The organism is Marinomonas dokdonensis (assembly GCF_052747885.1).
The window spans coordinates 452,019-465,289 of the sequence record NZ_JBRAND010000002.1 but is presented as its reverse complement, the minus strand read 5'-3'; the positions used below and the strand labels follow the sequence as shown (position 1 = coordinate 465,289).

Below are 13,271 nucleotides of genomic sequence, written 5' to 3'. Positions count from 1 at the left end.
AAAACATGACACTAAACGAAAAAGATACAGCCCTATTACGCCAATCCTTTGCTTTGGCAGAAGAGGCGAAGAAACAAGGCATACACCCTTTCGCAGCCCTTTTGGTGGACCAAGACGGGGAAGTACTGATGACTCAAGTAAATGGTTATTTGCCAGATCTTGACATGACAGGCCACGCTGAGCGCAAGCTCATGACCCGAGCCAGTAAGCAATATCGTCCTGACTTCTTGGCTAAATGCACCATGTATGTTTCAGCAGAACCTTGCGCCATGTGCGCAGGGGCCGCTTATTGGGCGGGCTTAGGCCGTCTTGTGTATGGTTTGAGTGAAGACCGCTTAAAGCAAATAACCGGAAATCATCCAGAAAACCCAACCCTTGCCCTGCCTTGTCGTCAGGTATTTGACTCTGGTCAGCGCCACGTAGAAGTGATTGGGCCTTGTCTAGAAGATGAAGCAGCAGAGTTACAACAAGGTGTGTGGTAACACACCTTGATTTTCCCCTAGGAAATATGAGGTAATAGAAAAGCGATAACACTCAATGAAAACTGGAGTAGAAGCTGGCAGGTATTAAGCGAATGCTTAAACTAGGTCATTGCTCCCCTTAATAAGCACTTATTTATTAGGAGGCAGTTATGATCAACAGCTATGCACTGGAAGAACTTAATCGTGAAACCACTTTTGGTGGCGCAGGCATCGAAGCCGATGACCGCGAAATTCCACTTATCGATATGAGCAATTTCGAGCAACGTCGCGAAGAAATTAGCGAACAACTCTGGCAAGCCGCCACCCAGATTGGATTTTTCCAACTGACCAATCATGGTATCAGTGAACAAGAAATAGCCTCAGCTTTTGGTGAAGCAAAGCGTTTTTTTGAGCTACCAGAAGCGACTAAAGCTCAATTCCCTCGCCCCAAAGGGGTCAATGCTGGCTGGGAAAGTCGCAGCCAAATTCGCCCATCCACGGGCACAAAAGATCAAAAAGAGTCTTTTCAAATTACCCGTTACCACATGGAAAATCTATGGCCGAGTCGGGAGCTTCTACCATTCTTTCAAGCCAACACAGAATACTTTGAACAACGTTGCTGGCAATTAGGGATGAAGGTTTTGTCCTGTTTTGCAGACAAGCTCGGCTTTGATCGAGACTTTTTCAGCAAGGCTCACGACCCACAAAACAGTGACTATCAAAGTACCTTACGCCTGCTGCATTATTTCCCTACGCAAGGTGTTACCGAACAGGGTAATGTCTGGCGAGCAGGAGCACACACGGATTTTGATTGCCTCACCCTATTGTTCCAACATCCCGGCCACGGTGGTCTACAGGTTTGCCCAGGCAAAGAAGCTGAGAGTAAACGCTGGACCAATATTCCACCCTTAGCCAACGTGGTGACCTGTAACATCGGTGATATGTTGATGCGCTGGAGTGATGACAAACTGGTGTCGAATTTGCACCGAGTACGTCAGCCAAAAATCGATGAGTACTGTGGCAGTCGCCATTCGGTCGCTTTTTTCTGCCAAGCGAATAAATCGCAAATTATTCAAGGACCTGAAAAGCGTTATGAGCCGATCAGTGCGGAAGACTTCTTGAATCAGCGTATTCAGGCAAACTTCATGGACAAAGAGCGATAACTCTCTCGCTACACATGTACCTCTTAATAAAAAGCACCAATGAGGCGAACTCATTGGTGCTTTTTGGTATTCCTATTGGACTAATTGGACACTAGCTTTCTGCTAAGGCCGCCAAACGGAAGCCCGCAATTTTATGGACTTGTTCCATGGCGGTTGCAAACTCGGTGGCCACATCATTAGGAGTTCTCGACAAAAAACCAGACAAGATTTGCTCCTTACTGGCACCTTTTACCGCCATAATAAAGGGAAATCCAAACTTTTCACGATAGGCATCATTGAGTTGTAGAAACTGTGTCAGCTCTTCTTCAGAACATTGATCTAAACCAACACCTGATTGTTCAGATTTTGAGGCCTCCGTCATTTCCCCTGCTAAGGCCGCTTTGCCCGCAAGGTCTGGGTGCGCTCTGAGTAAAATGAGTTTCTCTTCTTCCGAGCTCTTCTCAACAATATCGTGCATGGTCTGTTTGATTCTTTGGATATCATCAAAATGACCTTTAGGGTTTTCACAAACCATGCGCCACAGTTGCTCTGCAACCCATGCAGAATGTTCATAAATATCCGCGAAAGTAGCGATAAACTCTTCTTCTGTCATTGTGCTAAAGGATAAATGCATCGTCATAATCTGCTTCCAGTTAGGCTTCTTTATAAGGAAAGTGTTCGCGCCAATGATGGGCAATATCAATGCGTCGACAACACCAAACCTGATCATGTTGCTTCACATATTCTAAAAAGCGTTTTAGCCCTGCGATACGTGCAGGTCGCCCTATTAAGCGACAATGCAAGCCAATCGACATCATTTTAGGGCTTTCTTTGCCTTCTTCGTACAGGGTATCAAATGCATCTTTTAAATACTGGAAAAAATGTTCACCAGTATTGAAGCCCTGCATTGCAGCAAAACGCATATCATTAGTATCCAGTGTATAAGGGATAATCAGTTGTGGTTTTTCTTCTATCACCTGCCAGAAGGGCAAATCGTCGCTGTAATCGTCTGCGTTGTATAAAAATCCCCCTTCTTGCGCCACCAGTTTATGAGTATTGGGACTGGTGCGGCCGGTATACCAGCCTAAAGGCCTTTCCCCTGTCACTCGGCGAATAATCTCAATGGCTTTTTCCATGTGCTCGCGTTCGGTGGCTTCATCCACATATTGATAATCAATCCAGCGGTAGCCATGACTGCATATTTCATGACCGGCCTGCTGGAAGGCCTTGGCAACCTCTGGGTGTCTTTCAAGAGCCATTGCCACAGCAAAAATCGTCAGAGGAATGTCCATTTCCTTGAATAGTTGCAGGATACGCCACACACCTGCGCGGCTACCGTATTCATAGATGGACTCCATGCTCATGTGACGAACGCCAGTGCGAGCATCCGCTCCGACCATCTCGGATAGAAAGGCTTCTGAAGCAGGGTCCCCGTGCAAAATACAATTCTCTCCCCCTTCTTCGTAATTTAGTACAAACTGTAAAGCAACACGGGCTTTATTCGGCCATTGTGGATGAGGGGGGTTAGAACCATAACCAACCAAGTCTCTTGGGTACCCAGACATTTTTAACTCCTAACAAAATGAACATAGCAAACACCCACACGGTATTCAGAAGTACTAGGCAGAATCTTAAGCGGCTAGCATGCAATACATGGGGTACTTACAGATTGGAACAACTGGCACAATTATTGATCACTTTAAAACAAACGTTTCTAAATTGACAATAGAGCTAAGGAAAGAGCTTGCAAAAAACAGGCTAGAATTACCAAATACCGTTAATTATTTTGAAAATGATCGAGGAAAAACAATGGGATACTTAACTACGCACATTCTAGATACCACAAAAGGCATTGCCGCCGCTGAAGTCGAGATTCAGCTGTTCAAATACACCCAAGATGGTCAAAAAGTCTTCATTTGCAGCACTCTTTCCAACGATGATGGTCGCTGTGATGCCCCACTATTAGCTGAAGATGACTTTAAAGCTGGCATTTATGAACTGGAATTCGCCATAGACAAATACTTCGACCAGCAAGGGATCTCAGTAGCTGAGCCAGGCTTTCTAAACACAGTGGTAATTCGTTTTGGTATCAATGATGAAAGCAGCCACTACCACATTCCTTTATTGGTATCGCCCTACTCTTACAGTACCTACCGTGGTAGTTAATTGGCAAACTAAGTAAACCGATTAACAAGCACGAAAATCAATCACCATCATGTAGCATAACCTACGCCGCTTGCACCAAAAAAACTCAATAACTCAGTTTTTTTCCTTGAAAGGTACAAGCGGCGTTTTGTTATGACTCTGCTAACCCTCTTATTTACTGAAACGATAGTTTCACATAAATAAAATATGTTTCGATTGTTTCATGGCACAAATCTTGCGAACTAACCAAGATGAAAGCGATGACCAAATCGCGCAAACCATCTTAATTGATCGTAACCAGTCAAGAATGAAGAGTAAGGAGCTAAGCATGAAAGCATTAATCATAGGAGCAGGGATTGGCGGCATGTCAGCGGCCGCCGCATTAAAACAGCAAGGCATCGAGTGTGAAATTTTCGAAGCCGTTAAAGAAATCAAGCCTGTGGGTGCGGCACTTTCTATCTGGTCAAATGGTGTGAAATGCATGAACCATTTGGGTATGTCTCACATCATGGACGACCTAGGTGGCCCCATGCTGAGCATGGCGTACCATGATGGAATTTCAGGCACTCCTATGACGGAATTTAGCTTAGCGCCTTTGGTGGAAGCGGTGGGAGAACGCCCTTGCCCTGTTTCCCGAGCGGGAATACAGAGCCAAATGATTGCTTTCTGGGGACGAAAAAATATTCACTTCGGTAAGCGTGTAGAACGTGTATCTCAGACCGAAGATAGCGTAACCGCCTATTTCACAGATGGCACCAGCGCCACGGGTGACTTTATGATAGCTGCCGATGGTGGCCGCTCTATCATTCGTAATCATGTCTTAGGTTATCAAGTGGAGCGTCGTTATGCAGGCTATGTAAACTGGAATGGATTAGTGGATATAGATACTAATATTGCCCCTGCAGAACAATGGACAACCTATGTAGCCGAAGGCAAGCGTGTATCCATCATGCCAATCGCTGGCGGACAGTTTTACTTCTTCTTTGATGTACCATTGCCGTTAGGTTTGGAAGAAAATCGCGATACCTTGGTAGAGGATTTAAAAGGCTACTTTAAAGGCTGGTCCGACCAAGTTCAGTTGTTGATTGATAGCATTAACCCGCAAACCACCAACCGAGTTGAAATCCATGACATTGAGCCCTTCCCTACATTAGTAAAAGGCAACATTGCCTTACTTGGAGACTCTGCCCACAGCACCACTCCAGATATTGGTCAAGGTGGCTGTTCGGCAATGGAAGACTCTGTCGTATTAGGACAATGTTTCGCCAAGCTTTCCAGCTTTACCCATGAAAGCGTAGTAACTGCTCTTAAAGATTATGAAGAGCAGCGTCGTGACCGTGTTAAAGACTTGGTTCTGAAAGCCCGTAAGCGAAGCGAAGTGACCCATGGTGAAAACATGCAGGAAACCCAAGCCTGGTATGATGAATTAAAACTCGAAACAGGCGAGAACATCATTGCTGGGTTAAAAACCACTATTTTAGGTGGCCCGTTAGGCTAACTATAATTTCACTTCGCTCAGCTTAACCCAATGGACATCAAGTTACTTACTCTCCAGCAGTAGCTTGATGTCTGCCATGGGCATGGCTTTGGCAAATAACCAACCTTGACCAATCGCATCGGGTGACTTCGCCATAATGTAATCAACCTCTTGCTGCGTCTCAATTCCTTCAAACACAACTTTCATGTGAAAGTTACTCAATAGCTGACAAATACCATCGAGGGTAATTAACCCTACCGAGTTAGAACCGATACTGTGGGTAAACATACGGTCAATTTTAATTTCATCAGACTCTAATTTAGACAACCAAGATAGATTGCAAAATCCTGTACCAAAATCATCTAGGGAAATTTGATAACCTTTTATATAAAAATCATGAGCTGAGCTCGACAGGCTTTCACTCTCGGTCGCACAACGCTCAGCTATCTCGAGAATAATTTGCTGGCGACGAATCCCTTGTTTCTCAACCTCGTCTTCTATAAAACGCAGAAAACCCGCATCCACCAAATCCTGTACCGATAAATTAAGGCTGACTGTAAAATCCTCATTACGCGCAAGGATTTCTTTGGCATCTTGCAATACGGCTCTAGTGATTTGTTTGGTCAGTGTTTTAATGAGCTTCAAATCTTCAGCTAATGCAATAAAGGTGTCAGGGGACACAGCACCAAGCACTTCGTCTTGCCATCGAGCCAGTGCCTCTACCCCAACAATCTTGCCAGTTTTAAGGTTTATTTTTGGTTGATAAAGGGGATATATTTTATTGTTCTGAATGGCATAACTGAGTCGGTATTTGAGGGAACCTTTAATATTTTTGATGTAATGAATGGAAATATAGATCGCGTAGGCAAGAATGAAAGATAAAAATACTAAGTAGAGCACTTTACTGAAGGCAATATCGAAGATACCCAGTTTAAAATCTATCCCATCAATACAATAGCGATAGGTTTCAGAGCAAAGTTCAACTCTGATACTTTGATCGGGTAAGAGAAGAAAATCAGGATAATTTTGCTGACGTTCATAGAAAGATGCAGCCATCTGTCTATCTATATTATGAAAGACTCGTATCACCTCCCCCGTTTCATAATTTTTAAAAACCGCACCAGAGTGCTCATCTGGACTCTCCACCCCAAGATAGACAGTAGGCACTAGGGTAATGAAAAAATTTTTATAGTTTAAGATGGCACGTCTCTCTCCTGAGTAAAAGACTCCGCTTTTGGTCATCAAAACGCGAATATCTCTAATAGCGCTCATTGTAGAGACTTCATACTGGATAACTTTAGGTGGCTCAAAAACGCCTATTTTCGCCGCACACATAATTTTATCTCCCACTATTCTCCCAGCATCTTCTATCAAATAGTGGTGCGATAAAATTTCCTGTAGAGAGCTTAAGTATGGTGCATCACAGCTTGACTCACCGAGCGCATCGATCAAACCTATCGTTTGGTATATTTGTCTCGACGTTTGTTTGGCACGTGAAAATATTTCTTCAACATAAGATTGTAGGCTTTCACGTTCTCGTTGAATTATGAAGAAGTGGGACAATGAAAAAACCAAAACCAAAGACAATAAAAGTACGGAAAACAGCATAACAAAATTGGTGTTGGCCAAGTGTTTTTTTAACAAGGAGAAAGATATTTTATTTTTATCATATGAAGCGATCAACATAACAAAACCAACCTATTTTTCCGTGCCAAAATGCTTACTATCTAAAAGGTAAATGAGTTACCCCATGCAGCCTGTAGTTTATTGTTAAGGTTTAATTGCTATGCCTAGTAAAATTTCAAAATAGCCTTCACTTCAAAATTAACTTATTGTTCTAATTGAAAATAAGAAAATTCATAGTCAAAAACTCAGTTACAATTCAATCAAGGAAATTTAGCTGTGTGCTAGAGATGGCTTACTAGCAATAAAGCTTTTCAACTCAGTCATCGACATAGCTTTCGCAAAAAGCCAGCCTTGACCTATGGCATTAGGGGATTTTGACAAGATATACTCAAGTTCCTCTTGGGTTTCGATCCCTTCAAAAACTGTTTTCATGTGGAATTTTTCAAGCAAGTTACAAAGACTGTCTAAAGTAATTAAACCTACTGATTTTGTACTAATACTGTGGGTAAACATACGGTCTATCTTAATTTCATTAGATTCCAGTTTGGATAGCCAAGATAAGTTACAAAAGCCTGTACCAAAATCGTCTAAGGATATTTGATAACCTTTTTCATAAAACTCATGAGCTGAGTTAGATAGCTCATCACTTTCGGTGGCTGAACGCTCTGTGATTTCTAATATTACTTGTCGTCGACAGATACCCAGCTTATCCACCTCACTTTCAATGAAATTTAGATACTCGCCTCCAGCTAAATCCTGAACAGACAGGTTAATACTTACCGTAAATTCTGTATTTTCACGCAACAGCTCTTGCGACTCGTCGAGTACCAACTTGGTAATACTTTTTGTAACCTTCTTAATAACTTTCATCTCTTCCGCGAGGGCAATAAAGACGTCGGGGGCCACAAATCCAAGCTTCTCATCTTGCCATCGTGCTAGTGCTTCTACCCCCACAACCTTTCCGCTTTTAAGATCAATTTTAGGTTGGTACAAAGGGTAAAAATTGTTTTTTTTGATGGCTTGTGAAAGCCGATATTTCATTGTTTCCTTGGTACTTTTCAAAAAATACATGGAAATAAATATTGTGTAAGAGAGCAAAATAGACAAGCCGATCAAAAGCAATAAAATATCTTTATTTACTCCGTATATTCCTATTTTATTGTCAATTGAATTAACGCAAAATTTGAATATCGATGAGCATTTTTCAACGCTTATCCTTCTATTTGGGAAAGGGGCATACTGACTTAGTAGTCCGATTTTTTTACGATTAATTTTTTCATAGTCCACTTCTGAGACATTATACCCTCTGAAAACCATGCGCCTGATAGAGCTCACTAAAATGGCTTCAGTATGTTGATCCGGCGGATCAATACCTATGTATAAATTAGGTGCTAGGGTTACAAAAACGTCATTTAATTTGAAAAGAGACCTTCTTTCGCCAGCATAAAAAAGTGCCTCTTTCGACATAAAAAAGTCCACTTTTTCAATTGCGCTTTGAACAAAAAGAGCGGGATTAATAAATTTAGGGGTTTCAAATACACCGATTTTTGCAGTACAGGCAATTTTATAATTTTTAATGACACCCGCATCTTCAATCAGATAATGGTGAGATAAAATACCTCTAAGTTCATCCAAGCTCTCTTTTGAGCATGAGGTAGAACTACTCGAGTCAGCTATCTGTAAAACTTTCTTCAGTTGCGTTCCGGCATTATCCGTTCTTTCCATAATTTCATAACTGTAGTTATGCATCATTTCGATTTCATTGTTTATTATGAGGATATGAGCAATGAAAAAAGTAAGGCTGAAAACAGCAATGAAACTAAAAAAAAGCAAAAAGAAGTTTGCTTTCGCAAAACTCTTTGAAAGAAAAGACATGAACAGTTGATTATTTTTAGTTATTCCTACAGCCATAATCAAGCTCTAACGTTGTTTAGATGGGTAAAAGAATCGCTATTTAGAAGTACAGCAAGATTTATACTTACTAAGGTAATGGAAGTAAAAACTAAAACGTGTATTTTAATGTTACAACCACAAGAAAGGATTAGAAAACGCGCAATCTATTACAAACTAAAAATGTAGGAGATTGATATGAAAGGAGTTATTCAATTCAGCAAGATAAAATATCATTACAAAGAGGTGAGTTCATAGACCAGCTCGGCCACCTCTGGTAACAAAGTAACGTTGGGGTCATTAAGTTGAATGTACATTTTATCAAGTTCAGCAGCATGTTCACTCGACTGTACTAACCAGGTCATAACAGCTTGTTTTACTTGCTCAAGAGTGTCGTCTAACTTTATCGGCACGCCTATTTCCATTAGCGCTTCTTTGAGGTCTACTTCATCCACTAAATCTACAATCATCATAATAGTTATAACCCTTTTAACGAATCACTTTTTCTTCAATGAGCAGATCAAATACCGCTTGGGCTTTTTCATCAACAGACTCTTTTAATAACACCTTGCCACCGCTAGATTGAGCTTTAGCCGTTGCGGCTTTCATTCGCTCAGCAGCGTTTTTAGCTTTAACGACCTTCATTCGTTTGGCCCTTGGCTTAGCCGGTGCGACTTGCCACTGAGATGTGGCTTGATCCACACAATTTGCCACATCATGCACTTCAATACTAGCCCGTAAACCAACAGCAAAGGCTGATTGACGAGCTTCTTTAGCTGCTGAGCTAACACTGGCGATAAAAGGCAATTTCACCGTCACGGCCCGTCGTTGCCCACGGGGTAATGCCAGCAGCAATTGAGCTTCACCATCATGGATCGATACGATTTCTGCCACACCAGACACTATTGGCCAAGCTAATTTTTCCGCCAGTAAATACGGCAACATACCCGAAGATTCACCGCTCTCCGATCGCTGGCCAGTAAGAACAATTTGTGGGCCATGTTTGCCTATGTAGTCCACAAAGACGGGTAAGGCATCGTCATCTTGGTCTTGTTTTAACACCACCATTTGTTTCACGCCCATGCCGGCGTAGTGACGTAAAACAGGGTTTTCAGGGTTTCCCGCATGGACAATTGTAAATTCTTCCGCAGATAAATTAAGTCCCATCTCTACAGCTTTCGCATCCTGATCACCACGACGGGAACGACCAGATTGCGGGTGACGACCAGTAGAAACTAAACTGAGAACCTTGCCACACTGGAGTGAGTTTTGTGCATTAGTCACCATTAAATTTCCTCCTGTGTAGAGTTTTGCTGATGCTGAACCATCAACTGATTTAAAGCTTGGAGTAGCTCAGTACTGTCTGCGATCACGGCAAGGTCTGCTCGTTTCACCATGTCACAACCAGCGTCCGTATTAATAGCAATCACCTTGTCGCATTGGCCAATGCCCTGCATGTGCTGAATGGCACCAGAAATCCCTACTGCCACGTAGACTCTGGCAGTTACCCAGGTACCACTGGCGCCCACTTGTCGAGCGCGTGGCATGTTGCCATCATCCACCGCGACACGACTTGCCCCTTCTGTGGCCCCTAATGTCTGCGCTGTTTGATGGAAAACAGCCCAATTTTCAATACCGTTACCTGCTGACAAGATAAACTCAGCTTCACTCAAAGGCACTGCATTTGGATCGACGGCCATTAAGCCATGATCAACAATACGCGAGGGTTCACTAAACTCCTGGGACGCCACTGTTAGCGCTTTCGCTTCGTGTCGGGTTTCATCAATAGGTTGAGCACATTCTTCAAGCAGAACGAGGATTCGTGAGGCTTTACGATGAATATCTGTGCTCGCTGAAGCACCTCTAGAAATCACCTCTTGTCGATTTGCGGACCAAACTTGGCTGGCGGCACGCTCACCGGTTCTCGCCGACAAACGACAAGCCAGATCGGTTCCCCCATGAATACTTTCTGGAAATAACCAAAACTCAGGACAATATTGCTGCTCGACTTGTAGGAGTTTTTGAATTTGTAATTCTGGGGCAAAACCATCAAAGTCTTGGCCTTCAAAATGGATCAGTCTGTCCACACCAGCCGTATCAAACTGGCTTTCCTTCAATTCACCAAAACACACCAGAGCGACTGCGCCATTACGCCCATCAATCAGTTCATGAGCAAGCCCTAGAATATCCTTATCATGGGCACTTAAACGCCCGCCCACCATGTCAGCCACCACCATGATGTAAAAGTCAGGGGTTTCAACTATGTGTAAAGGCAGCTCAATCTGTTGATTGGCGCTACGGGCTTTATGTGTAGTAAGTAAGCCCGCCGATGTATTAGAGCGATCAATACGCTTAAGGCCATTTGGGCCCATATAACCTTTATTGTGCGGGTTCTTTCTCAGTAAGCCTGTTGGTCCGCGTGTTTCTCCTAACTGACGAGCCATGAGCTCTTCATGTAATGGGTGCAAGCGATTACGTAATATACGTTCTGTTCTTGGGTCTTTGCGTAATACGTCACTCATATTAGACCTCCGCCCCATTGCCAGAAGCCGTACTATGGGAAGCCTCTACCAGTTGCTCAGCCAATAATTCCGCAATATCTTTCACCACAGGACGAGGCTCCACCACGCCTTCAAGCATTGCCGTGCATTGCTGACAACCTACTGCGACAAGCTCAGCCCCGGTTTCAACAACATCTTGCATGCGCATATCAGCAATACGCTGCTCGCCTGGCACATCCGTAATAGGCGCCCCACCGCCACCGCCACAACAACGAGATCGGTAGCCGCTGCGTTCCATCTCTTTCAGTTCAATGCCAAGGCTTGCTAGTAACTCTCTGGGCGCTTCATATTCGCCGTTGTAACGCCCTAGATAACATGGGTCGTGATAAGTAACGTTAGTCCCTTGCAAAGCATCGAGTGTGAAACGCCCTTCCTTCACCAAACGATTTAGGAAAGTCGTATGATGAAGCACTTCAACACCTGTTAAAGCATCGCTATCAAAGTCGTTATATTCATTACGCAGACAATGAAAAGCATGGGGATCCGTGGTCACTAGAGTGTTGAATCGATATTGGGATAAGGTGGCTAAATTGCGTTTAGCCAGACTTTGAAAGGTCGCTTCATCCCCCAAGCGCCTAGCTACATCACCACTGTCTCGTTCTTCATTACCAAGAATTGCCACGTCCACATTAGCGGCTTTCAATAAGCTAACAAAAGCTTTCAAAATACGCTGGCTGCGCATATCAAAGGCCCCATCCGATACCCAAAACAGCACATCGGCTTGTTTAACATCGGCCATAAGCTTCAGATCTTGGTCCACCGCCCAATGGCTACGACTGTTTGGCGAGTAGCCATTAGGGTTATCCGTGGCAATGATGTTTTCCAGCACTTGCGCGCCTTTATTCGGAGTATCGCCTTTTTCTAATGTTAAGAAGCGGCGCATATCCACGATGGCATCCACATGCTCGATCATCATTGGGCATTCTTCAACACAGGCTCGACAAGTGGTACAGGACCAAAGCGTTTCGGCATCTAGTAAGCCTTCGGTAATAATTTGCCCAGCACCACCTTTAGCCTGTCCGACTTCTTTAGAAGGGTATGGACTACCGGCGTACTTTTCGTCACTGCCCCCTGCAAAGCCAACTACCATATCTTGGATTAGTTTTTTTGGGTTCAGTGGCTGACCCGCAGCAAAGGCTGGACACATGGCTTCACAACGACCACATTGCACACAAGCATCAAACCCTAATAATTGATTCCAAGTGAAATCGCTGGGTTTGCCAACACCAAACACTTTTTGCTGAGGGTCTGCCGCTTCAAAATTTACCGGCTTAAGCCCAGTGGATCGGCCACCGCCAAAGCGCTCTGGTCGACGGTGAAAAGCCAAATGTAAAGCCCCTGCAAAAGCATGCTTCATTGGGCCGCCCCAAGTCATGCCGAGCAGCATTTCGCTTAAACTAATAATGACTAATGCGGATAAAATGAGCGTCAGTAGCCAACCGCCAATGTCCCCAAGCCCGACACTTCCGGGCCACCAGCCAGCGGAAGGTAAGGTGAGTATAAAAAACGTCACTGAGAAGACCAGCAAGTTTTTCGGCAGGCGCATCCACGGCCCTTTGGACAGGCGTGAAGGCGGGTTTAAGCGGCGTTTAAACACAAACAAGGCACCGCTAAACATCATGCCCAAGGCGGCTAATAAAGCCCAAGCTAACCACTGGCTGTCGATGCCAATTACATGCACCAAGATCACCAACAAGATGGCTAAAACAAAGCCGCCCCCTGTGGCCACGTGAGTACGAGACATATATTTGTCTCGCTCCACCACATGATGAAGGTCATGCAAATAGCGCTTTGGCATGGCCATTAGGCCTGCTAGCCAATCCACTTGCTCTTTTTGACCTGCTCGCCATAAGCGCACTCGGCGCATGGCACCAACTGCCGCCAATACCAGTATGATGTAAATTAACGCTGGAAGTAACCAATCCAAAATCATGTTGCACCCTTAAGATCACATGCCATGAAAGCCATC

At 43.9% G+C, this 13,271-nt stretch carries 12 protein-coding genes; 4 read left to right on the top strand and 8 right to left on the bottom strand.

The features are described 5' to 3' along the window. Positions 1 to 5: 5 nt before the first annotated feature. Both ACUM5Y_RS06670 and ACUM5Y_RS06665 read left to right on the top strand, forming a co-directional pair. Complete coding sequence (locus tag ACUM5Y_RS06670; RefSeq protein ID WP_445976097.1) at positions 6 to 482, top strand: nucleoside deaminase; 477 nt, start codon at positions 6 to 8, stop codon at positions 480 to 482. Between the two features lie 149 nt (positions 483 to 631). Beyond that, positions 632 to 1,624 (top strand): isopenicillin N synthase family dioxygenase, encoded by a 993-nt coding sequence (locus ACUM5Y_RS06665; protein WP_445976096.1) that lies wholly within the window; start codon positions 632 to 634, stop codon positions 1,622 to 1,624. A 91-nt stretch (positions 1,625 to 1,715) separates the two neighbouring features. On the opposite strand, the gene uraD is transcribed toward ACUM5Y_RS06665, so the two are convergent. Together uraD and puuE are read right to left on the bottom strand one after the other, a co-directional pair. Further along, positions 1,716 to 2,243 (bottom strand): 2-oxo-4-hydroxy-4-carboxy-5-ureidoimidazoline decarboxylase, encoded by a 528-nt coding sequence (uraD, locus tag ACUM5Y_RS06660; protein WP_445976095.1) that lies wholly within the window; start codon positions 2,241 to 2,243, stop codon positions 1,716 to 1,718. Positions 2,244 to 2,256: 13 nt separating this feature from the next. Next, the gene (gene puuE / locus ACUM5Y_RS06655) at positions 2,257 to 3,168 is read right to left on the bottom strand and encodes an allantoinase PuuE (RefSeq protein WP_445976094.1); all 912 of its coding nucleotides are present in this window, start codon (positions 3,166 to 3,168) and stop codon (positions 2,257 to 2,259) included. Positions 3,169 to 3,412: 244 nt separating this feature from the next. Here puuE and uraH point away from each other — a divergent pair, with 244 nt between their 5' ends. Beyond that, positions 3,413 to 3,769 (top strand): hydroxyisourate hydrolase, encoded by a 357-nt coding sequence (uraH, locus tag ACUM5Y_RS06650; RefSeq protein ID WP_445976093.1) that lies wholly within the window; start codon positions 3,413 to 3,415, stop codon positions 3,767 to 3,769. Positions 3,770 to 4,076: 307 nt separating this feature from the next. Then, positions 4,077 to 5,246, top strand: coding sequence for an FAD-dependent urate hydroxylase HpxO (gene hpxO, locus ACUM5Y_RS06645; protein ID WP_445976092.1), 1,170 nt, complete (start codon positions 4,077 to 4,079; stop codon positions 5,244 to 5,246). A gap of 42 nt (positions 5,247 to 5,288) precedes the next feature. Here hpxO and ACUM5Y_RS06640 read toward each other — a convergent pair whose 3' ends face one another. The 6 genes from ACUM5Y_RS06640 to ACUM5Y_RS06615 all read right to left on the bottom strand — a co-directional run bounded on the left by ACUM5Y_RS06640 (position 5,289) and on the right by ACUM5Y_RS06615 (position 13,235). Further along, positions 5,289 to 6,911 (bottom strand): EAL domain-containing protein, encoded by a 1,623-nt coding sequence (locus ACUM5Y_RS06640; RefSeq protein ID WP_445976091.1) that lies wholly within the window; start codon positions 6,909 to 6,911, stop codon positions 5,289 to 5,291. Between the two features lie 210 nt (positions 6,912 to 7,121). Continuing rightward, positions 7,122 to 8,762, bottom strand: a complete 1,641-nt coding sequence (locus ACUM5Y_RS06635) for an EAL domain-containing protein (RefSeq protein WP_445976090.1) — start codon at positions 8,760 to 8,762, stop codon at positions 7,122 to 7,124. Positions 8,763 to 8,977: 215 nt separating this feature from the next. Then, positions 8,978 to 9,214, bottom strand: coding sequence for a hypothetical protein (locus ACUM5Y_RS06630; protein ID WP_445976089.1), 237 nt, complete (start codon positions 9,212 to 9,214; stop codon positions 8,978 to 8,980). Positions 9,215 to 9,230: 16 nt separating this feature from the next. Beyond that, positions 9,231 to 10,028, bottom strand: a complete 798-nt coding sequence (gene etfB, locus ACUM5Y_RS06625) for an electron transfer flavoprotein subunit beta (RefSeq protein ID WP_445976088.1) — start codon at positions 10,026 to 10,028, stop codon at positions 9,231 to 9,233. Further along, complete coding sequence (gene etfA / locus ACUM5Y_RS06620) at positions 10,028 to 11,263, bottom strand: electron transfer flavoprotein subunit alpha (protein ID WP_445976087.1); 1,236 nt, start codon at positions 11,261 to 11,263, stop codon at positions 10,028 to 10,030. The genes etfB and etfA overlap by 1 nt, the downstream gene beginning before the upstream one ends. Position 11,264: 1 nt before the next feature. Further along, the gene (locus ACUM5Y_RS06615; RefSeq protein ID WP_445976086.1) at positions 11,265 to 13,235 is read right to left on the bottom strand and encodes a (Fe-S)-binding protein; all 1,971 of its coding nucleotides are present in this window, start codon (positions 13,233 to 13,235) and stop codon (positions 11,265 to 11,267) included. Positions 13,236 to 13,271: the final 36 nt, after the last annotated feature.

Bases quoted from the DNA above. Each gene is read 5' to 3' on its own strand.
- ACUM5Y_RS06615 (WP_445976086.1), bottom strand. From the start codon at position 13,235: ATGATTTTGGATTGGTTACTTCCAGCGTTAATTTACATCATACTGGTA.
- ACUM5Y_RS06635 (WP_445976090.1), bottom strand. From the start codon at position 8,762: ATGGCTGTAGGAATAACTAAAAATAATCAACTGTTCATGTCTTTTCTT.
- etfB (WP_445976088.1), bottom strand. From the start codon at position 10,028: ATGGTGACTAATGCACAAAACTCACTCCAGTGTGGCAAGGTTCTCAGT.
- uraH (WP_445976093.1), top strand. From the start codon at position 3,413: ATGGGATACTTAACTACGCACATTCTAGATACCACAAAAGGCATTGCC.
- ACUM5Y_RS06670 (WP_445976097.1), top strand. From the start codon at position 6: ATGACACTAAACGAAAAAGATACAGCCCTATTACGCCAATCCTTTGCT.
- ACUM5Y_RS06665 (WP_445976096.1), top strand. From the start codon at position 632: ATGATCAACAGCTATGCACTGGAAGAACTTAATCGTGAAACCACTTTT.
- etfA (WP_445976087.1), bottom strand. From the start codon at position 11,263: ATGAGTGACGTATTACGCAAAGACCCAAGAACAGAACGTATATTACGT.
- uraD (WP_445976095.1), bottom strand. From the start codon at position 2,243: ATGACGATGCATTTATCCTTTAGCACAATGACAGAAGAAGAGTTTATC.
- ACUM5Y_RS06640 (WP_445976091.1), bottom strand. From the start codon at position 6,911: ATGTTGATCGCTTCATATGATAAAAATAAAATATCTTTCTCCTTGTTA.
- hpxO (WP_445976092.1), top strand. From the start codon at position 4,077: ATGAAAGCATTAATCATAGGAGCAGGGATTGGCGGCATGTCAGCGGCC.
- ACUM5Y_RS06630 (WP_445976089.1), bottom strand. From the start codon at position 9,214: ATGATGATTGTAGATTTAGTGGATGAAGTAGACCTCAAAGAAGCGCTA.
- puuE (WP_445976094.1), bottom strand. From the start codon at position 3,168: ATGTCTGGGTACCCAAGAGACTTGGTTGGTTATGGTTCTAACCCCCCT.